This is a genomic window from Microbacterium sp. TNHR37B (assembly GCF_001620065.1).
Classification (GTDB): Bacteria; Actinomycetota; Actinomycetes; order Actinomycetales; family Microbacteriaceae; genus Microbacterium.
The window spans coordinates 1,138,897-1,158,690 of the sequence record NZ_LQGV01000003.1 but is presented as its reverse complement, the minus strand read 5'-3'; the positions used below and the strand labels follow the sequence as shown (position 1 = coordinate 1,158,690).

Here is a 19,794-nt window from a genome sequence, read left to right as displayed (position 1 = left end):
GACACCGCGGCGCACACGACAGCGGAGCGATCACCGAGGAGTCCCCGTGAACAATCGAAGGCTGCGGTCGCGCGTGCGCACCGCCCTTGCCGCCCTCGTGACGGTCGTCGTCACGACCGCCCTCGCCGTCAGCGGCGTCACGGCCGCCCACGCGGCCGGCGGCACCGTTTCCGTCGTCCTGCCGAACGTGTCGGAGCACAACGGCAAGCCCGTCTACGAGAGCGGCCGCGACTACAGCTTCCAGATCGGCTACGGGAGCATGGACGACGGCAAGGTCGTGACGGTGCAGCGGCCGGCCGGAGTGACGATCCCGGAGTCGGCGCTCGTCGTTCCCGCGGGCAACACCGCGGTGGAGTCCCTCGCCCTCGACGCCGACGGCAACATCGTGGTGACCTTCGCCGATCCCTTCCCGTCCGACATCAATCAGGGTGTCCTGGACCTGAAGTTCCAGGTCGACGTCGTCGATGAAGCGGTGACCACCGAGCACGTCTGGCGCTACGACGGTGAGGAGACCCGGACGACGGTGCTCATCACCCGGCCCGGCGAGACTCCGCAGTCGGTGACCGACGCGTTCGCCAAGAACGTGGGCGGAGTGAACTTCCCCGCCGTCACGATCGAAGACGGACAGGTCGTGCTGCCGGAGTCATTCCTGGAGCGGGAGATCCCCTTCACGGTCACGGTCAACAACGCGGCCGCGCGCGAGGTGACCATCGCCGATGAGCTCGGCGCGCACCTCACCCTCGTCGACGGCTCGCTCTCGGGCACGAAGGACGTCTTCGACGCCGATGGCGTGAACAAGGTGACGAGCGAGGTGACCGGACTCCCCGCGGTCAGCGGTACGTCGTTCTCGCACAGCTTCGATGCCGAAGCGAACTCGCGCTACACCTTCACCTACCGCGCGAGGATCGCCGACGCCGCCGCGCTGGCGGCCCTGCGCGAAGAGCTGCAGGAGCGCTACGACGCCGTGAAGGACAACGAGGACGGGGGCGACTACTCGGTGCGCCTCGAGAACACCGTCATCCTCAACGGCGGCGAAGAGCGCACCGCCGCAACGAGCGTCGGCGGCCGCGTCGCCGCGCAGCCCCGGCCGAACCTCGGCGTGGCGTTCACCAAGACCACGTCGCGCCCGGGCGACATCCCCGTGACCGTGGCCGCCGACGGTGTGACGCTCGATCCTGCCATCGATGTGGAGTACACGCTCGGCGCAGATCTGCGGACGTTCGCCGACTTCGCCGACACCCGCCACGCGCTCGCGCGGAACGTGGTCATCACCGACACGCTTCCCGCACAGACGCAGTGGGTGACGGGCGCCGACTTCCTGACGGCCGACGGCGCGACCTTCACCGAGGTCAGCGGAGTATCAGCTGAGGAGTTCGCCACCGACGAGTACGTCGGCACCTACCTGCGCGACGGCGACACGCTGCTCGTGAACGTGGGCAAGGACGTCACGACGAACGTGAAGATCACCGTGAAGGCGCGGATCGTCTCGGTCGACGGCCTCACGCGGAGCACGGCAGCGTGGGAGCTCCCGCCCACCGCCGAGGCCGTCTACACCGGTCTCGGAAACACGGCGCGCTTCGCCTACTCCGACGACGCCGACCCCGCGTCACGCAGCGTCGGCCACCGCCCGCTGGAGCCCAAGGCCCCGGGAGCGGAGGTCAGCAACCCCGACGTCTTCCGCAAGGCCGGACCGACCAACCCCCTCACCGGTACCCCCGGTTCGTCGATCGAGGTTCCCTTCACCTTCACGGTCGGCAACGGCGTGGGCGACGTGACCTCGTCGGTCATCACGGATCTCGTCGATCACGACGTGTTCGACGTGACCCCCGCGAACCTCGACGAGATCTCTGCGGGCATCGCGCTGCGGTACGAGTGGTTCCCGGAGAACCAGCTGGGCTGGAGCGGTTTCGCCCTCGACTCCTCGTTCTGGGATCTCCGCCTGACCCCCGGGGGCGATCTGGAGTTCGCCGTCAACGACGCGTTCGCCGACGCCCTCACCGAGCTCGGCATCCGCGCCGATGCGAACTTCGCCGTCACGATCACGCTGCCGACCAAGCCGATCGTCGGCAAGCAGTCGCTCGAGATCGTGAACAAGGCGTCCTACCGAGGCGCCGACAACGGGTACACCTACGTCTCCTCGGCCACCTCGCGCGCCACCACCTTCGGCAACGAGATGGAGGTGCGCAAGCGCATCTACGACGCGCGGAACGACGCGTTCACCAACAACCTGCGCGCCGAGATCGACGCCGATGGCCGTCTCGTCGACGACCAGTTCGTCTATCGCGTGGATCTCATCCCGCACGGCACGTTCACCGCGATGGTGCGCGATGTGGTCGACGTGCTCCCGGACGGCATCGCCTTCCTCGGCTTCGTCGACCCGGCGAACGTCGGATCGGGTGAGATCGCGGCGACCGAACGCTACTCGATCCCGGGCTCGTCGCTCCAGGTCGCCTTCGACGACGGCACGAACACCCTCACCGTGGAGCGCGGACGCCTGACGCAGGGGCAGGAGGTGACCCTGTACTTCGCCGTGCGGCTCGCCGAGTACGAAGTGGGCATGGGCGTCACCAACGTGATCGACGGCACGAGTGCGACGGTCACCCCGACCAACGACTACCCGCTCAACCTCAGCAAGCTGGACGCGAACGACGCGTCGGTCGTGATCGACGATGACGCAGCGCGTTTCCAGGTACTCGGCTCCAACGAGGCCGGCCAGGCCGATGCCGGGCGCGTGGTGCTCGACGGCCTCCGGGTGAGCGAGGGCAAGCTGCGCACCGCCGACGGCGGCGTGCCGATGGCCACCGAGCCGGGCACGTACTGGGTGCGCGAGGTGAAGGCACCGACCGGCTACCTCCGCACGTCGGAGCTGTTCCGCGTGGTCGTCGACGAGACCACGGGCTCCGCGGAAGTGCGTATCTTCAATGAGCCCGGCGAAGACGAGCCGGCGCCGCGCGTGTCGGTCGGTGACTTCGTCTGGGTGGACGAGAACCGCGACGGGCGCCAGGATCCGGGCGAGCCGGGCATCCCCGGAGTCGTGCTGGAGATCGTGGGACCGAACGGCCCCGTGGTGGACGTGGACGGCGAGCCGGTGGGAACCGTGACGACCGGTCCGAACGGCGAGTACGTGTTCGAGAAGCTCCCCGTGCTCGAGGAGGGGCAGACCTACACGGTGCGTATCGTCCGCGACGATCCCCGCACGGTGGAGGCGCTCGCGCCTTACGTCCCGACACGCGAGGGCGTCGGCGACACGGCTGGCGACTCGTCGACGTGGACGGCGACCACGGTCGAGCCGCTCACCGAGGACGGCGGTCACGACCCGTCGCTCGACTTCGGCTTCGTGCGCAAGACCTACGCGATCGGCGACGTCGTGTGGATCGATGCCGACCGCGACGGCGTGCAGGGGGCCGATGAGAAGCCCCTCGCCGGCGTCCGGGTGGTGCTCCTGGGAGAGGACGGCGAGACGCTCGCGACGACCACGACCGACGCCCGCGGCCGTTACCTCTTCGACGAGCTGCTCGCCGGCACCTACCGAGTGCGATTCGAGCTGACCGAGGAGCAGGCGAAGAAGTACGCCTTCACGCGGACGGGCGCCGGAAGTGACGGCACGGACTCCAACGCCGACCCGGAGACCGGACTGACCACGACGATCGTCCTGGGCGACGACAACCCCCACCTGACGGGCGACTACGACTACTTCGACGTGCGCGCCTCGCAGGGGATCGACCCGACCTGGGACGCCGGAGTGATCCTTCGCGACCCGGCGCCGGGCGAGCCGACGCCGACCCCGACGCCGACCCCGGGCGAACCGACGCCGACTCCGACTCCCACTCCCACTCCGGGCGAGACGCCGAGCGGCGAGGACCCGAGCGGCGAGGACCCCGCCGGTGAGGATCCCGGTTCCTCCCTCCCCGGTACCGGTGGTGAGATTCCCTGGCCGGCGTTGCTGGCCGGCGTCCTGCTGCTGGCAGTCGGAGGCATTGCGGTGACCCGACGCCGCCGCCTCGGCTGATCCAGCGAAACAGGGCCCGTTCGACCTCGCGTCGGACGGGCCCTGTTGTCTTTCTGTGCGACGCCGATATGTTGTTGATAACAACATAGGAGGATGCATGACGGACGACACTCTCTCGGACGCCCGGATACGGGCGCTCGCCTCGACGGATGACGACCTCCGGCGACTGCTGAACGGGGACTGGATCCGGTATCGCACCTCGCCCGCGCTGCAGGAGCTCTCCTGGGAAGCGCACGCGGTCTGCGCCGAGATCACCGCGACGTACTACCGTTCGCCCGAGCACGCGCGACGGCTGTTCCACGACCTGATCCCGGGTGCCGGCGCCGACATCGACTTCCGTCCGCCGATCAGCATCGACTACGGCATGCGCCTCGTGATCGGCGATCGCACCTTCATCAACGCCGACTTCCTCGTCATCGGCGGCGGGCAGGTGACGATCGGCGCCGACTGCCTCATCGGTCCCCGGTGCGCCATCTACACGCCCAACCATGCGGAAGACGCCTCGCGAAGACAGGACGGCTGGGAGCTGCCGCTCGCCGTCACCCTCGGAGACAACGTCTGGCTCGGAGGCTCGGTCACCCTCACCCCCGGGGTCACCGTCGGCGAGAACAGCATCGTCGGCGCAGGATCGGTCGTCACCCGCGACATCCCCCCCAACGTCGTGGCCGCGGGAAATCCCTGCCGGGTCATCCGCCCCCTGCGCGAATCGGAGACGCCGCCCCCGGCACCGTGACGTGACGCGACGAACGGGCCGATCGCGCCCGTCACGTCGGCGTCCCGCCCAGGCGCCCCGGAGCGGAATAGACGAGGGAGGACTAGAGTTGTCCCCGTAAGTACCCCCCGGGGGTATTCGAGAAAGGATCTTCCATGCAGACGACAGAGTTCCAGGTGACCGGCATGACGTGCGGGCACTGTGAGAGTGCCGTGCGCGGCGAAGTGTCGCAGGTTCCCGGCATCACCGACATCGAGGTGAGCGCGCAGACCGGCCTGCTCCGGGTGACGACGGCCGATGCGGTCGACACCGCCGCGGTCATCGCCGCCGTCGAGGAGGCCGGCTACGAGGCCGCGACCGCCTGAGATGACCACGACCGACCCCGGCAGGGAGCGCATCGAGCTCGAGATCGGCGGCATGACGTGCGCGTCGTGCGCCATGCGCATCGAGAAGAAGCTCAATCGCCTCGACGGCGTGAGCGCGACCGTCAACTACGCCACCGAGAGAGCGACCGTGTCGGTGCCCGCCGGCCTCGACCCGGACACGGTCATCGCCGAAGTCGAGCGCACCGGCTACACCGCGATCCTGCCCGCCCCGCAGGAAGACGTCGGAGAGGATCCCGAGCTCCGCAGCCTGCGCCGTCGGCTGATAGTTGCCGTCGCGCTGTCGCTGCCGGTGATCGTGCTGGCGATGGTGCCGGCGCTGCAGTTCCCGGGCTGGCAGTGGTTCTCGCTCGCGCTGGCGACGCCGGTGGTCGCCTGGGCGGGGTGGCCCTTCCATCGAGCCGCAGCCGTCAACCTCCGTCACGGCGCCACCACGATGGACACGCTCATCAGCATGGGAACCCTGGCGGCCTTCCTCTGGTCGGTGTACGCCCTCTTCTTCGGAACCGCCGGGATGATCGGCATGACCCACGGCTTCACGTGGACGCTGGAGCGCGGGGACGGCAGCGGCAACATCTACCTCGAGGTCGCCGCCGGGGTCACGATGTTCGTGCTCGCCGGCCGCTACTTCGAGAAGCGGGCGAAGCGCCGGGCCGGGGCGGCGCTTCGGGCCCTCCTCGAGCTGGGAGCGAAGGAGGTCGCCGTCCGTCGGGGCGGAGTGGAGACTCGCATCCCCACCGCGCAGCTCCGCGTCGGCGATGAGTTCGTGGTCCGTCCCGGCGAGAAGGTCGCCACGGACGGCGTCGTCGTGTCGGGCACCTCCGCGATCGACCAATCCCTTCTCACCGGTGAGCCCGTCCCCGTCGAGGTGACCGTGGGGGATGCGGTGACCGGAGCCACCATCAATGCCGGCGGGCGCCTGATCATCCGCGCCACGCGCATCGGTGCCGACACGCAGCTCGCGCAGATGGCACAACTGGTCGAACGAGCCCAGGAGGGCAAGGCAGAGGTGCAGCGCCTGGCCGACCGCATCTCGGCGGTCTTCGTGCCGGTCGTCATCGGGATCGCCGCGGCGACCCTCGCCGGCTGGCTGCTGACCGGGGCGTCCGCGGCGGCCGCGTTCACCGCCGCCGTCGCCGTGCTGATCATCGCGTGCCCCTGCGCGCTGGGCCTCGCCACGCCCACCGCGCTCCTGGTGGGTACCGGCCGGGGCGCGCAGCTGGGGATCCTCATCAAGGGACCCGAGGTGCTCGAGTCGACGCGCCGCGTGGACACCGTCGTGCTCGACAAGACCGGCACCGTCACGACGGGCCGGATGACCGTGGCAGAGGTCGTCCCGTCGGCCGATGAATCGGCCGACGACGTGCTGCGGCGCGCGGGTGCCGTGGAGGACGCCTCGGAGCACCCCATCGCGCGCGCCGTCGCCCTCGCCGCCAGTGAGAAGGGCACACTCTCCGAGGTGTCGGACTTCCGCACCCTCGCCGGACGCGGCGTCGAGGGGAACGTCGCCGGAACGACGGTGATCGTCGGACGCTCCACGCTGCTCGACGGACTCGGCATCGCGCCGGACGCGGCGCTCGTGGCCGCGCAGAAGCGCGCCGAGGCACGAGGGCAGACGGCGATCTGGGTGGCGTGGGAGGGCCGCGCGCGCGGCATCGTGGTGGTCGCCGACGCCCTGAAGCCCACGAGTGCCGACGCCGTCGCCCAGCTGCGCGCCCTCGGTCTCACACCGGTGCTCCTCACGGGAGACAACGCCGCGGCCGCGCGCCACATCGCCGACCGGGTGGGCATCGAGCGCGTGATCGCCGAGGTCCTTCCCGCCGACAAAGTGGCTGAAGTGGCCCGGTTGCAGAGCGAAGGCCGTGTGGTGGCGATGGTGGGCGACGGTGTCAACGACGCCGCCGCGCTCGCCCAGGCCGACCTCGGAATGGCGATGGGCACCGGCACCGACGTCGCGATCGAGGCGGCGGACATCACGCTCGTCCGGGGTGACCTGCGCGTGGCGGCCGACGCCGTAAGGCTGGCGCGCCGAACGCTCGCCACGATCAAGGTCAATCTCTTCTGGGCGTTCGCCTACAACGTGGCCGCCCTCCCGCTGGCGGCCTTGGGGCTGCTGAACCCGATGATCGCAGGCGCCGCGATGGCGTTCTCGAGCGTCTTCGTCGTGGGGAACAGTCTGCGACTGCGGCGGTTCCGCTCTTCCCTTCCGACCGCCTGAGACGAAAGGACCGGCGATGACCGAGCCGCACGAATCGATGGAGCACACCCCCGGCGCGCACGGGGGCCACACGGGACACGGGGATCACGAGGGCCACGGCGACCACGGGGGGCACGGGGACCACGGCGGGCACGGCGCCCACGTGGCGCAGTTCCGCCGGCTGTTCTGGGTGAATCTGATCCTCGCCGCGCCGGTGGTGGCGTTCTCCGGCATGTTCGCGATGCTGCTCGGCTACCGCCTGCCGGACGTCCCCGGGCTCGCCTTCGTCTCGCCGCTCGTCGGGACCGTCATGTACGTCTGGGGCGGACGCCCCTTCCTCACAGGTGCCGTCGCGGAGCTGCGATCACGGCGCCCGGGCATGATGCTCCTCATCGCGCTCGCGATCACCGTCGCGTTCGTCGCCTCGTGGGGAGCGAGCCTGGGCCTGCTCGACCACGAACTGGAGTTCTGGTGGGAGCTGGCCCTCCTGATCGTCATCATGCTCCTGGGGCACTGGATCGAGATGCGGTCGCTCGCGGCGACGACCTCCGCGCTCGACTCCCTCGCGGCGCTCCTTCCCGATGAGGCGGAGCGTGTGGAGGGAGGCGAGACGGTCGCCGTCTCTCCGTCCGAGCTCATCGTCGGCGATGTCGTCGTGGTGCGTCCGGGCGCCCGCGTCCCCGCCGACGGCCGGATCGTCGAGGGTCGCGCCGCGATGGACGAGTCGCTCGTCACTGGTGAGTCGCGCCCCGTGGACCGCGGCGTCGGCGACGCGGTCGTCGCGGGGACGGTGGCCACCGACTCCGGGGTTCGGGTGGAGGTGACCGCCACGGGCGACGACACCACCCTCGCGGGAATCCGCCGGCTCGTGGCCGAGGCGCAGAACTCCACCTCCCGCGCCCAGCGCCTGGCCGACCGGGCCGCCGCATGGCTGTTCTGGTTCGCCCTGGGCGCGGCCGTGGTCACGGCAGTGGTCTGGACGGCGGTGGGCGACCCCGACAGTGCGGTCGTCCGCACGATCACGGTGCTCGTCATCGCGTGTCCGCACGCCCTCGGTCTTGCGATTCCGCTCGTCGTCTCGATCGCGACGGAGAGGGCGGCCCGCAGCGGCGTGCTCGTCACCGACCGGCTGGCACTGGAGAGCATGCGGACGATCGACACCGTGCTCTTCGACAAGACCGGCACCCTCACACGGGGCGAGCCCGCCGTCGTCGACGTGGCCGCCGCGGACGGCCGGAGCGCGGACGACGTTCTCGCCCTGGCGGCGGCGGCCGAGACCGACAGCGAGCACCCGCTGGCCCGGGCGATCGTCCGGGCCAGCGCCGAACGCGGGCTCGCCGTGCCGCGGTCGACGGGGTTCTCCTCCGTCCCCGCGCTGGGCGTGTCGGCGACCGTCGACGGAGCGGTGGTCCGGGTCGGGGGTCCTCGGCTCCTCGACGAGGTCGGCGCTGCGGGACTCGGCGGGTCGGGACTCGGCGGGTCGGCGTTGCCCGGCGACCGCGGCGAGATCATGCTCCACGTCGTCCGGGGCGACGCCGTGATCGGAGCGATCGCCCTCGCCGACGAGGTGCGGCCCGAGTCGCGCGACGCCGTCGCCGCCCTTCGCCGACGCGGCATCGAGGTCGTGATGATCACGGGCGACGCCGAGCCGGTCGCCCGAGCGGTGGCGGCGTCGGTGGGAATCGATCGGGTCTTCTCGGGTGTGCGTCCCGAAGACAAGTCCTCGACCGTGGCGACGCTCCAGGCCGACGGCCGCCGCGTTGCGATGGTGGGCGACGGCGTCAACGACGCCCCCGCCCTCGCGCAGGCCGACGTCGGCATCGCCATCGGGGCCGGCACCGATGTGGCCATCGCCTCGGCCGGAGTGGTGCTCGCCAGCGACGACCCGCGATCCGTCCTGTCGGTGATCGAGCTCTCGCGCGCGAGCTACCGCAAGATGGCGCAGAACCTGTGGTGGGCGGCGGGCTACAACCTGCTCTCCGTTCCCCTCGCCGCCGGGGTGCTCGCTCCGCTCGGGTTCGTGCTGCCGATGTCGGTGGGGGCGATCCTGATGTCCCTGTCGACGATCGTGGTCGCCCTCAATGCGCAGCTGCTCCGCCGCATCGACCTCCGGCCCGAGCGGATGGGGTGATCGCGGGGGCGTCGGCGGGGTGCCGGCGGGGGCGGTCGCGTGTGGGGCGGGCGGGACTCAGCCGAAGAGGCCGGACCAGACATCGCGGAGGAGGGTGAACAGCCCCCACGCGGCGAAGGCTCCGCCGATCACGATCCACGCCCAGTGCACGCGCTGCACGAGGCGTCGCCCCCCGGGGGCCACTCCCCGCGGCGGGCGGAGGATCTCGACGGCACCCGAGCGGTCACTGGCCACGCGAGTCTCCCCCAGGCGGTCGTCACGCCACCGTCGCCACTGCTCGATCTTCTCCGTGACGGCATCGAGGGCAGACACGAGCCACTCCCAGACGGCCGGGTCGAGCGTGGCCAGATCGCGGCGGGAGTAGAGGAAGATCCGGTCGTCAATGATCTCGACGTCCACGGCAGCGGCGTGATCGACGAACCGCGCCATCACGTCGGGCGTGAACAGATACAGCGCATCCCGCTCGTAGCCCTGGGGCGCGTACAGCGTGAAGTGGCGGGAGAAGTCGCCTTCGAGTTCCAGTCGCTGCGCCGGGTCGAGCGACACGGGGAGGTTCGTGGCGCCGAGCGCGTTGTTGCTCCGCGCATCCAGGACGATGTGCGGAAGGGTCGTTCCCAGCCGCACGCTCGCGAACCCCCAGCGATGCGACCGGCGGTTCTTTCCCTCCCCCGTCGTGAACGTCTGGTTTCCGATCACGAGGCCCCTCGCCCCGGGCCCGCGCACGACGTCGTATGCCACCTGAGCGGCGCGCTCTTCGAAGATCATTCCGGGAAACGCGAGACGCGCACTCACCGGCGCATACGTCCAGTCGTTGTCCCGGGCGAAGCGCGAGAGCCGGAACTGGCGGACGCCGCGGCGTTGCCGCGTGCCGGAGACCGCCGAGATCGTCGTGACCACGAGGACGAAGAGTGCGACCGCCGCGAGTCCCCCGGCGACCACGAGTCCGTCGGCCCGAGGAGGGCCGTCCGACAGTGCGAGCCACGCGAAGAACCCGGTCAGGAAGAGGGAGCTGACGTTCAGGGCGACCATCGGCCACCAGATCGCCCACAGGGATCCGCGGATGTCGGCCGGAAGCGACCGCCGGAACGCGATGAGCTGGTCGCGGTCGATCGGATCGGTGAGGGCTGTCGTGTCGAGGGAGGTCACACGGCGCACCCTCCCGAGCGTATCGCCCCAGCCCCACCCCACCCCGCTCAGCCCCTCGCCCAACTCCACCCGCTCAGGCCCCGCCCCACCTGCTCAGCCCCGCCCCGGCCCGCCCCGCTCAGGTGGCGCATCCTGCTGCCTCAGACTCCACATACCAACCACACGCGCCACCTGAGCGCAGGACCCTCACGCTCAGGTGGCGCAACTTGTGGGTTCAGGAGCCAGATAGGAGCAGAATGCGCCACCTGAGCGGGGAAGGGGGGAAGGGGAAAGGGGGGGGAAGGGGAAGGAAGGGGGAAGGGGATCAGGAGAGGGGGGAGCCCAGGGCGAGCCACTGCTCGCCGGTGACCTCGGGGTGATCGAGCCAGTAGCTCCCGTAGTAGTCGATGAGGGGCGCGTACTCATCGAAGATGCGGCGGAGGTCGACGATCGCGTCGGTCCCCTCGGGCGCGATGTCGACGCGGAGGTCCAGGCGCGGGCGGCGCTGGCCGCGGACGGCAGTGATGATCGACGACGACACGTGCCGCCGGCCCTCCCCGCCCGCCGCGAGCCCGGCCTCCAGGGCGCGCATCAGCCGCTCTTCGAAGGCTGTCTCACTCTCGCCCTCGAACGACTCGGCCATCGCCGCCAGCACGTCGGGGCCGACCAGGCCGTTGCCCAGAACGGCGTACCCGTCCCCCACGCGATGCCCCGCGTACAGGCCCGGCTCGACATAGTCACCCGTGTGTGCGGCGACCCGGCCGTCGTCGAGGACCACACCGATCTGGCGATAGCGGAAGAGCGGATCGGTCTCGGCAAGCCCCGCGAGGATGAGCACGGGATCGAGCCCCGCACGCCCCCGCTCCAGCGCCCGCAGCCCCAGCCGCCAGTCGGAGTGCCATTGGCTCGTGACCGCGGCCTCGCCCGACACCTGGGGGCACCGCGAGGCGAGGGCGATGGAGCCCGTCCCCTGACAGACGCCGACCGCACCGGTCAGCGGGTCGCGCGCAACGATGCTGAAAGTCATTTCGACGTGATCTCCCATCGGACGACGACCTTGCGGAGCACCCGCACGATCAGGTTCAGGACGATGCCCAGCACCGACAGGATGATGAGGAGCGCGAACACCGCGGCGGTCTCCATACGGCCCTGCGCCTGCAGGATGAGCACACCCAGGCCCTTCTGCGCTCCGACGAACTCGGCGACGATCGCGCCGATCATGGAGTTGGCGACGGCGAGCTCCAGCCCGGAGAAGATCTGCGGCAGCGCGGCGGGGAGCATGAGCCGCGTCTGGATCTGCCAGCGCCGGGCCCCGTTCACCCGGAAGAGGTCGACCTGGTCGCGGTCGACTCCGCGGAACCCGTGCAGCGCGTTCACGAGCATCGGGAAGAAGGCGAGCAGCACCACCACGACGACCTTGGAGGGCATGCCGAAGCCGAACCAGATGATGAACAGCGGAGCGATCGCCACCTTCGGAATGGACTCGATCGCCACGATGTACGGGAACACGACGGCGTACGCCGTGGGGAACTGCGCCAACAGGATCGCGAGGACGAGACCCGCCGCGACACCGATCGCGAGCCCCGTGAGGACGATCGTCATCGTCGAGGCGGCGTTCTCCACGTAGCGGGGGAAGGCGGTGGGATCGAACAGGGCGGCCAGCACGTCGCTGAGCGGAGGCACGACGTACTCGGGCGTGTTCGTCCAGCCGGGGACGAACTGCCAGACCAGCAGCAGTACCGCCAGGAGACCCAGCGAACCGATGGCCCGCTTGGCGGGGGTGTTCACCAGGCGCCGGCGCGAAGACACGATCTGAGTGGTGACGGTCATGAGTTCACCTCGAAGTGGCGTCGGATGTGGGAGGTCAGGGCGGCGAACTCGGGGTCTCCGAGCAGGTCGGGGGTGCGTTCCTTGCCGAACGGCACGTCGACGATCTCCGCGATCCGCCCGGGCCTCGGCGTCATCACGACGACCCGTTCGGCGAGGAACACCGCTTCGGCGATGCTGTGCGTGATGAGCACCGCGGTGGTGCCCGTCTCCCGCCAGATGCGGTTGACCTCGACGTTCAGGGCGTCGCGCGTCATGGCATCGAGCGCGCCGAACGGCTCGTCCATGAGGAGCACCGCCGGGTCGTGCACGAGTGCGCGGCAGATCGCGGCGCGCTGCTGCATGCCGCCGGAGAGCTCGTGCGGGTGCTTGCGGAGGAACTCCTCCAGCCCGACCATCGTCAGCAGGTCGGTGGCCTGGCGACGATCGGCCGCCGTCACGCGCCGCTTCAGGCTCAGCGGAAGCAGCACGTTGTCGAGGATGTTCAGCCACGGCAGCAGCGTGGCCTTCTGGAACACCATGCCTGCTTCGCCGCGCGGGGCCCCGATGGGGGTTCCGGAGATCGTGGCCTCGCCGTCGGTGTGGTCCTCGAGGCCTGCGAGGATCCGCAGCAGGGTCGTCTTGCCACAGCCGCTCGGACCGAGGATCGAGACGAACTCTCCTTCCGCGATACCCAGGTCGACGTGCGAGAGCGCCGTCACGTCGCCGGTGCGGGTCTGGTAGACCTTCGACAGGTCGGTGATCTGGATGAGGTCGTTCACGGTGCCTCCAACCCGTAGACGCGACAGAGGTTCTCGTTGAGCACGCGGCCGGCCAGCCACTCGGCCTGGGTCGTCGTCCAGAGGCGATCGGACACCCCGGCGGACAGCGCGCGATCCAGGAGCAGCCGCCCGCGGGCGGTGGCGGACACGTGGAACTCCGGCTGCCCGGTGTCGGTGCCGAACATGACCTTGTTGGCGGGGAGCAGCTCGAGCCATTCCTGAAGCATCCGTTCCAGGGCATGGTGATGGAGGTAGGGCATCCACGAGTAGTCGACGTACACGTTGCCGTGCGCCTGCGCGATCGCCGCGAGGTACGACGTGTACGGGTATCCGCCGTGGATCAGGATCACCCGCAGCCGGTTCAGCGCCGGGTCGGACAGGAGCGGTTCGAGGTTGCGGGGATCGGCACCGGTCAGGAGGAGCCCCGGCTCGGCGTGCCCCATGCCGGTGTGGATCTGCACCGGTAGCTCGCGCTCGGCGGCCAGCTCGGCGATCGCGAAGACGAGGAAGTCGGCGACGATCGTGTGAGCCTCGGTCTCCACGGCCGCCGGGTCGGTGCGCAGCCGCTCGTAGGCGGCGGTGGCCTCCTCCCGCGATCGCCGGACGAAGTGGAGCGATCGGACATAGGCCGAGGCGATCTTGAGCCCGATGAACCCGCTGTCCTGTCGTCGCACGATCGAGGTCCGCACGAACTCCACGTACTCCGCGAGTGTCGCGGGGGGAGCGGTGAGCGCCTCGGCCGCCAGCAGGTCGACGAGGATCGACCCGAACACGCGCTGGAAGCGGGGGCTGTCCGATCCGCGCCGCCGGAAGGGCGGGTGCCCGAAGGGGTACAGGTAGGGATCGATCCGGGCGACCGGCTTGTACTGCGCGTGCGGCCACAGCGTGCCGTCGATCTGCGGGATGTCGGTGAGCACCGCCGCGGTGTGCGAGAGCTCCAGCGCCCGACCGTAGAGGCCCGGGAAGTCCGCGCGGCGCCGCTCGGTGCTCAGACGCACCTGCTCGGCGTGCGGGAGGTCTCCGTAGAGCGCGCGGCTGCCGTCGGCCAGGGCGACCGCGTGGACGGTCGTGGCTTGGAAGGCGATGCTCTCTTCGAACAGCGCCCGGATCCCGTGCTCCCGGTCGAGGCGGTCCAGCTCGTCCCGGTCGCGGCGGCCGCGTGCGTCGACGAAGGCATCGAAGACCGAGGCGGGGAGGTGGGCCTCCACGTGCCCCATGGCGTTCTCGCGCTCGAGGGCGTCGATCCCCTCCAGCTCCTCCCCCGGCCGGACGTAGCCGGCGTGGGAGTGGTGGTCGATCGCGGGGACCCCCGCGGTGTAGGTCAGGGTCGTCATTCGGCAGCGCTCCAGTTCTTCGCCTCGGTGATGACGGCGTCTCCGTCGAAGTCGTTGTAGTCCTCGACGAACGTGTTCGGGGCGGCGGCGACGGTGTCGACGGCGGAATCGATGATCCCCGCATCGAGGGCGAACGCGGCCCAGGCCTTCAGCGCCGACTCGTCGTAGGCGCCCCAGGTGCCGGAGGCCTCCGGGTCGCCGGCGGTGAGCAGTTCGATGCGGCGCTCGAGGGCCACGAGGTCGATCGCGAGCTGGTCGTCGATGGAGTTGCCGGCCACGAGGGTGTCGGGGTACTTGTCGTACATGATCCGCAGGGCGGCCTCGGGGTTCGTCGCGGTGAAGAGCGTGGCCTTGGCCATCGCGCGACCGAAGCCTTCGATCGTGTCGGCGTTCTTGCCCGCGTAGTCGGCGCTCGTGAAGTAGGTCGTGGAGAAGAGCGAGGCGACCTCGTCGGTCGTGAAGTAGCGCAGCGCGGTGCCCTGCGCTTCGAAGGCGGCGTACTCGGTGTCCCACAGCGACAGCGCGTCGACCTGTCCGCCCTTGAGGGCCTGCAGGGCCGCTGCGCCGGTGCCGACCGCGAGGTGCGAGTAGTCGACGTCGGGGGTGAGGCCGGCAGAAGCGAGGATGCCCTCCGACAGCAGCATGTTGGAGGTGCCGAGGCTGGCCTGCCCGATCACGGCACCGCGGAAGTCCTCCAGCGACTGGATGGGGCTGTCCTTCAGCACAGCGAGCGATCCGGTCTGCTTGCGGATGTAGTTGTAGACCAGCTGCAGGTCGCTGCCCTTGGTCATGGCCTGCAGGATCGGCTCGGGCGGCGTGCTGCCGATGTCGAGGGAGCCGGAGTCGATTCCCTGGACGATGGAGGTCGAGTCGCCCGTGACGACGATGTCGACCTTGAGGCCCTCGTCGGCGAAGTATCCCATCGCCTCGGCGACGGCCATCGGCGAGTTGTTGGCGCCCATGTTGGTGGGCAGGCCGAACTCGATCGTCGTGGTGGCGCCTTCGGCGTCGGGCGAGTCGCTCGCGCAACCGGCGAGGGTGGTGGCGAGGGCGGCGGCCGCGAGCAGCGCGGCGGTACGGCGGATGTTCATCATGTTCTCCTAGCGCGGGACGGGTGATGCGCGGATCCGGGAATCCGGGTGAGGGATGGAGCTCGGACGGTGCGGTGCGTGGTGGAGCGGGTGGAACGGGTGGGTGGAGCGGTGGAGCGGATCGCGGTGCCGTTTTCGGCATCGCCGATCACCGATGCCGTGCGAGCGTCGCGTCGGCGCCGGGAGTCTGAGGACGGGATCAGTCCACGTACGGAAGGGGGGCGTCGGAGGGCGGGGTGACCACCCACAACGCTTCGCCGGGGGCGTCGCCGATGTTGACGATGCTGTGCGGCGTGGAGGAGCGGTAGTCCAGGCTGTCGCCGGTCTCGAGGATGTAGTCCTGGTCACCGAGGTGGAAGCGGAAGCGGCCGCGCAGGATCACGCACACCTCCTGCGAGTCGCCGTGGGTGTAGCTCTCGCTCCCCTCGCCGTGACCGGGTTCGTACTCCGACACCAGCACCTCGACGTTGCCGAGCGGCGGCTGCGTGATGCGGAAGTGCCGGACGGAGTTTCCCGCGGCGAGCATGGGGCGCTCGGCGCGGCGGAGGACGGTGCCCAGCGCGGGTTGCGCGCTGAAGAGCTCGGTCCAGGGCACGCCGAACGCGGCGGCGATCCGTCGGACGACGTCCAGGCTCGTGTTGGCCTGGCCGTTCTCGATCTGGCTGACGTAGCCCGCGCTGATCGACGCGCGCCGCGCCAGCTCGCGCGTGGACATCTGGCGCAGCATGCGCAGCTCGCGCACCCGGGCACCGAGATTGCTGTCGTCCACGGCGATCCTCTCGTTACTAAGCAGCATGTTTACGCTGAGTAAGCACACTGTATACCCGAGGTTCTGTCGTGACAATGACCGGGATGTTTCCGTGATGTAAAACCGGTCCGGAGGGCATCGGACACCGGACCGCCGGGGCGGCGGGACGCGGGGAGGTCACTTCTCGGACGCGCGCCTCGCCGCCCTCTCGCGGAGTTCGACGGGCTCGCCGTCGTCGTCGAAGGCACGCACGAGGTAGGTCGGCGCCTGCACGCGCCACGCCTCGACGACGAGCTCCGCCAGGTGATCGAGGTCGATGTCCGCCAGGCGGAACGCCACTTTCGGCTCACCCCAGCGGGTGGTCTGGGGGAGGAAGACCTGTGGCTCCATTTCGCGAAGCGCCTGCGCATCGAGCGGATCGGCGACCTTCACCCCGAAGACCTCTTCGGTCGCGAGCAGGGTGCGCACGGGCTCCGGAACACTGGGCCACGGATGGCACTCCCACACGAACGGCTTCGACCGCACGAACCACGACACCCCGGCCGTCGTGGTGCGCTCCTCGCTTCCCGGCAGTCGCGAGGCGATCGCTCGCACATCACCGACGGTCGCCACGGGCTCAGCCTACGAGCGGCCTCCGACAGAGCGGATCATCAGGCGATGCGGCACTCTGCGATAGGCCCGCCGGGGGTCAACCCCCCGGGCGCACCGTCTCGCTCCTCCAGCATGCGTTCGGCGAGGTGAAGGCACCGACGCTGCTGATCGTTCAGGGCGTCGTCGGCGTATTCGGTCAACAGATGCAGAGGTCCCGACCACACGATGTCACCCTCACCCGGAGAGAGCTCGTCGATGAGCGGGCGCAGCAACGCCACGAGTGCCTCGGCGGTCTCGGTGACCTCGGCATCCGTGCTCTCCGACCCGAGCTCGGCATGGCGCCGCGCGATCTCGATCGCCCGCGGCGCGATGTCGGGCTCGCTCAGGCGCTCGTAGAACGCGGCGAGGGAGCGCAAGCCTTCCTCCCCCGCCAGGTGGGCGAGAAGCACGGACTGGTCGCGATCGTGCTGGACCATGCTCGACGGCAACTGTGCCGTCGTGAAGACCGCCAGGAACGGGGCCAGCTCGGGCGGCAGATCCGGCGCGGCGCCGTGCGCGCGCAGGTGCGCGATGACGGCTCGCTGGGCGTTCAACCGGTCGACCTGCGCCGCCAGCTCCGCGTCCAGCTCATCCAGGGCCGACCCGGCATCCGCGTTCGCATCGTCGAGGAGCGGCGGCATGCGCTCGAGCGGGATGCCGAGTGACGCCAGCCGTCGGATCCGCAGAAGACGGACGAGGTCGTGCACCGTGTAGTCGCGGTAGCCGTTGCGGTGCCGCGGGGGCTCCTCGAGCAACCCGGTCTGGTGATAGTGACGGAGCGTCCGCACGCTCACTCCGGCCAGTCCTGCCAGCTCCGCGCTACGCACTGCCCACCGCCGTCGTCTCACCTTCGGGGCCCTCGCCCGCCTCCAGAGTACGCAGCGACCGTGCCGTGAGCCCGAGCACCAGCGCCACCAGCCACACCGCAACGAGCGCGGCGGCCGCCCACCGCATGCCGGCATACTCCGTGATCACCGCGGCCACGATGATGCCGAGGGCGGGGGCGGCCGTCATGATCGCGTTCTGGGTGCCGAGGATCCGACCGCGCATCTGTTCCGGGATCCGTTCGATCATGAGCACGCCGATGAGACTGCCGAACAGGCCGCTGGAGAGTCCGACGACGAAGGCTCCTGCGAAGACGATCCACACCGAGGCCAGCGAGCCGACGAGACCGAAGCCGATCGTGGTGCCGACCAACCCCGCGAGGAACCAGCCTCGTCGCCTGCCCCGAGCGCCCGCGACCGCGTAGATGCCGCTTCCGACGAGCATGCCCACCGCGAGCGCCGTCAAGACGAATCCGAGCATTTCCGGTTGCTGCTCGATCGAGAAGTACACCGGCAGCAGCAGTCCCTGCAGCGCGGCCAGCACGATCACCGAGACCACGCTCAACGCCGTCGTGACGAGCAGGAATCCGCTCCCGAAGAGCACCCGCCACCCTTCGCGCAACTGGCTCCATGTGCCCGCTGTCCGGCGCGCGGGCACGCCGTCACCGGTCGTCACGGCGCCCACCCGATGCGGAATGAGGAGGGTGATCAGAGCCGCCGCCAACGACGTCGCCGCCGTGACCCACAGCACCGTCGACCCGTCGAACAGCACCATGAGCGTCCCGGCCGCGGCGGGCCCCAGCACCAAGGCGATGGCTCCGAGTGCTTCCCGGATGCCGATGAGCCGCTCGGCGCCGATCCGCCCGTGTCGCACGATCGCGGGCAGCAGCGCCTCGCGCGCCGTCATCCCGGGCACATCGCCGAGCGACCCGATCACGCCGAACAGGATGAACCACCCGAGCGTCAGCCCCGTTGCCAGATCGATGAGCGGCAGCGCCGCGATCGCCGCCGCCGAGATGAGGTCGGTGACCACGGACGACGTGCGCCGGTTGATCCGATCGATCGCCACCCCCATCAGGAGTCCCGCCAGCACGGCCGGGAGCGCGGTCGCGGCGGCGACGGTGCCCGCGCCGAGCACGCTGCCGGTCACCTGGAGGACGATGAGGGGAAGCGCGACACCGGCGATGGAGTTGCCGAGCACGGAGAGCAGATACGAGGCCAGATACGCCACAGGGATGAGCATTCCCCCAGTGCAAACTGTGACGCCGCGTCGGAGTCAAGCGGCGACCACCCGTCAGTACGCTGTCGTGATGGCCGCACCGCACCTCGCGTTCTTGGAGGACCTGCCCGCCGCCGCAACGCATCTCGAGGTGGAGCGACTGCTGCGGGCGGAGGGATGGACCTCGTGCGGCGAAGGAGACTGGGCGATCGCGCTCGGCTCTCCCGATGGCGCGCTGGCCGCGCGCATCAGTCCGTTCGATCCCGTCGGGCCGTACACGGCGCGCCTGTACGTCGAGGCATCCCACACCGGACGGGTACCGGTACTGCACGCACACCGTCGGCTGGACGGCGGAGGCGATCTGCAGGTCATGGAACGACTGGTTCCGGTCGCGACCACGCAGGCGCAGTCGTTTCTCGCCCAGCTGGACGAGCCGACTCCTGAGCTGTCGGAGCTCGCACGGCTCGTCGGGGCGATCCATGAGCGCGCCCGGCAGGAGCTTCCGTGGTGCGGGCCGCTCGATGACAACCCGTCGAACATCATGCGCACCTCGGATGGCCGCATCGTCCTGTGCGATCCGTTCTACGCCGACGGACCCGACCTTTATGCGACGGCGAACCGTGACCCGGACCGCGTCGCGAGGCTCATCCCCGAGCACCAACGGCGATGGATGACGGAGATCCCCCTCGCCGGCTCCGGCCCGTGGCCCCGTGAAGAACGCGACGCGATGCGGCTCCAGCTCCGACGGGCGGACGAGCGGCTCCGCGCGGACGGATAGCGCGACTCCTCCCGCACGCCGATCT

The 19,794-nt window shown here is 70.1% G+C and carries 16 protein-coding genes; 6 read left to right on the top strand and 10 right to left on the bottom strand.

The window, feature by feature from the left end; translation table 11 throughout:
• The first annotated feature begins 46 nt into the window (after nt 1-46).
• The 5 genes from AVP41_RS13370 (at nt 47) to AVP41_RS13350 (ending at nt 9,432) form a co-directional block, all read left to right on the top strand.
• Complete coding sequence (locus AVP41_RS13370) at nt 47-4,009, top strand: SdrD B-like domain-containing protein (RefSeq protein ID WP_157532494.1); 3,963 nt, start codon at nt 47-49, stop codon at nt 4,007-4,009.
• Between the two features lie 97 nt (nt 4,010-4,106).
• Nucleotides 4,107-4,742 carry a sugar O-acetyltransferase gene (locus tag AVP41_RS13365; protein WP_067165258.1) on the top strand — a complete coding sequence of 212 codons (636 nt, stop codon included), beginning with the start codon at nt 4,107-4,109 and terminating at the stop codon, nt 4,740-4,742.
• A 134-nt stretch (nt 4,743-4,876) separates the two neighbouring features.
• Complete coding sequence (locus tag AVP41_RS13360) at nt 4,877-5,086, top strand: heavy-metal-associated domain-containing protein (RefSeq protein ID WP_067165255.1); 210 nt, start codon at nt 4,877-4,879, stop codon at nt 5,084-5,086.
• A 1-nt stretch (nt 5,087) separates the two neighbouring features.
• Nucleotides 5,088-7,322 carry a heavy metal translocating P-type ATPase gene (locus tag AVP41_RS13355; RefSeq protein WP_067165251.1) on the top strand — a complete coding sequence of 745 codons (2,235 nt, stop codon included), beginning with the start codon at nt 5,088-5,090 and terminating at the stop codon, nt 7,320-7,322.
• A 16-nt stretch (nt 7,323-7,338) separates the two neighbouring features.
• Nucleotides 7,339-9,432 carry a heavy metal translocating P-type ATPase gene (locus AVP41_RS13350; RefSeq protein WP_067165248.1) on the top strand — a complete coding sequence of 698 codons (2,094 nt, stop codon included), beginning with the start codon at nt 7,339-7,341 and terminating at the stop codon, nt 9,430-9,432.
• A 57-nt stretch (nt 9,433-9,489) separates the two neighbouring features.
• On the opposite strand, the gene AVP41_RS13345 is transcribed toward AVP41_RS13350, so the two are convergent.
• From AVP41_RS13345 to AVP41_RS13300, 10 genes are all read right to left on the bottom strand, one after another.
• A complete protein-coding gene (locus AVP41_RS13345) occupies nt 9,490-10,578 on the bottom strand; it encodes a hypothetical protein (protein WP_067165245.1) in 1,089 nt (362 codons plus the stop codon).
• A 304-nt stretch (nt 10,579-10,882) separates the two neighbouring features.
• Entirely contained in the window at nt 10,883-11,584 is a 702-nt protein-coding gene (locus tag AVP41_RS13340) for a DUF1028 domain-containing protein (protein WP_067165241.1), read from the bottom strand.
• Entirely contained in the window at nt 11,581-12,387 is an 807-nt protein-coding gene (locus AVP41_RS13335) for an ABC transporter permease (RefSeq protein WP_082829221.1), read from the bottom strand. The genes AVP41_RS13340 and AVP41_RS13335 overlap by 4 nt, the downstream gene beginning before the upstream one ends.
• Nucleotides 12,384-13,145 (bottom strand): ABC transporter ATP-binding protein, encoded by a 762-nt coding sequence (locus AVP41_RS13330; protein ID WP_197464336.1) that lies wholly within the window; start codon nt 13,143-13,145, stop codon nt 12,384-12,386. The genes AVP41_RS13335 and AVP41_RS13330 overlap by 4 nt, the downstream gene beginning before the upstream one ends.
• Complete coding sequence (locus AVP41_RS16850) at nt 13,142-14,479, bottom strand: amidohydrolase family protein (protein ID WP_067165234.1); 1,338 nt, start codon at nt 14,477-14,479, stop codon at nt 13,142-13,144. The genes AVP41_RS13330 and AVP41_RS16850 overlap by 4 nt, the downstream gene beginning before the upstream one ends.
• Nucleotides 14,476-15,570 carry an ABC transporter substrate-binding protein gene (locus AVP41_RS13320; RefSeq protein WP_197464335.1) on the bottom strand — a complete coding sequence of 365 codons (1,095 nt, stop codon included), beginning with the start codon at nt 15,568-15,570 and terminating at the stop codon, nt 14,476-14,478. The genes AVP41_RS16850 and AVP41_RS13320 overlap by 4 nt, the downstream gene beginning before the upstream one ends.
• A gap of 199 nt (nt 15,571-15,769) precedes the next feature.
• Nucleotides 15,770-16,339 carry a helix-turn-helix domain-containing protein gene (locus AVP41_RS13315; protein ID WP_067165229.1) on the bottom strand — a complete coding sequence of 190 codons (570 nt, stop codon included), beginning with the start codon at nt 16,337-16,339 and terminating at the stop codon, nt 15,770-15,772.
• 156 nt (nt 16,340-16,495) lie between these two features.
• Nucleotides 16,496-16,930 carry a hypothetical protein gene (locus AVP41_RS13310; RefSeq protein ID WP_067165226.1) on the bottom strand — a complete coding sequence of 145 codons (435 nt, stop codon included), beginning with the start codon at nt 16,928-16,930 and terminating at the stop codon, nt 16,496-16,498.
• A gap of 38 nt (nt 16,931-16,968) precedes the next feature.
• The gene (locus AVP41_RS13305; RefSeq protein WP_082829218.1) at nt 16,969-17,775 is read right to left on the bottom strand and encodes a MerR family transcriptional regulator; all 807 of its coding nucleotides are present in this window, start codon (nt 17,773-17,775) and stop codon (nt 16,969-16,971) included.
• Nucleotides 17,768-19,015 carry an MFS transporter gene (locus tag AVP41_RS13300; protein ID WP_067165221.1) on the bottom strand — a complete coding sequence of 416 codons (1,248 nt, stop codon included), beginning with the start codon at nt 19,013-19,015 and terminating at the stop codon, nt 17,768-17,770. Before AVP41_RS13300 ends, AVP41_RS13305 begins: the two co-directional genes overlap by 8 nt.
• A gap of 67 nt (nt 19,016-19,082) precedes the next feature.
• Between AVP41_RS13300 and AVP41_RS13295 the strand changes: the two genes are divergently transcribed.
• Nucleotides 19,083-19,769, top strand: coding sequence for a hypothetical protein (locus tag AVP41_RS13295; RefSeq protein ID WP_067165218.1), 687 nt, complete (start codon nt 19,083-19,085; stop codon nt 19,767-19,769).
• Nucleotides 19,770-19,794: the final 25 nt, after the last annotated feature.

Excerpts from the sequence above, each read along its gene's own strand:
- AVP41_RS13355 (WP_067165251.1), top strand. The coding sequence starts at position 5,088 with ATGACCACGACCGACCCCGGCAGGGAGCGCATCGAGCTCGAGATCGGC.
- AVP41_RS13340 (WP_067165241.1), bottom strand. The coding sequence starts at position 11,584 with ATGACTTTCAGCATCGTTGCGCGCGACCCGCTGACCGGTGCGGTCGGC.
- AVP41_RS16850 (WP_067165234.1), bottom strand. The coding sequence starts at position 14,479 with ATGACGACCCTGACCTACACCGCGGGGGTCCCCGCGATCGACCACCAC.
- AVP41_RS13300 (WP_067165221.1), bottom strand. The coding sequence starts at position 19,015 with ATGCTCATCCCTGTGGCGTATCTGGCCTCGTATCTGCTCTCCGTGCTC.
- AVP41_RS13295 (WP_067165218.1), top strand. The coding sequence starts at position 19,083 with ATGGCCGCACCGCACCTCGCGTTCTTGGAGGACCTGCCCGCCGCCGCA.
- AVP41_RS13350 (WP_067165248.1), top strand. The coding sequence starts at position 7,339 with ATGACCGAGCCGCACGAATCGATGGAGCACACCCCCGGCGCGCACGGG.
- AVP41_RS13320 (WP_197464335.1), bottom strand. The coding sequence starts at position 15,570 with ATGAACATCCGCCGTACCGCCGCGCTGCTCGCGGCCGCCGCCCTCGCC.
- AVP41_RS13360 (WP_067165255.1), top strand. The coding sequence starts at position 4,877 with ATGCAGACGACAGAGTTCCAGGTGACCGGCATGACGTGCGGGCACTGT.
- AVP41_RS13365 (WP_067165258.1), top strand. The coding sequence starts at position 4,107 with ATGACGGACGACACTCTCTCGGACGCCCGGATACGGGCGCTCGCCTCG.
- AVP41_RS13335 (WP_082829221.1), bottom strand. The coding sequence starts at position 12,387 with ATGACCGTCACCACTCAGATCGTGTCTTCGCGCCGGCGCCTGGTGAAC.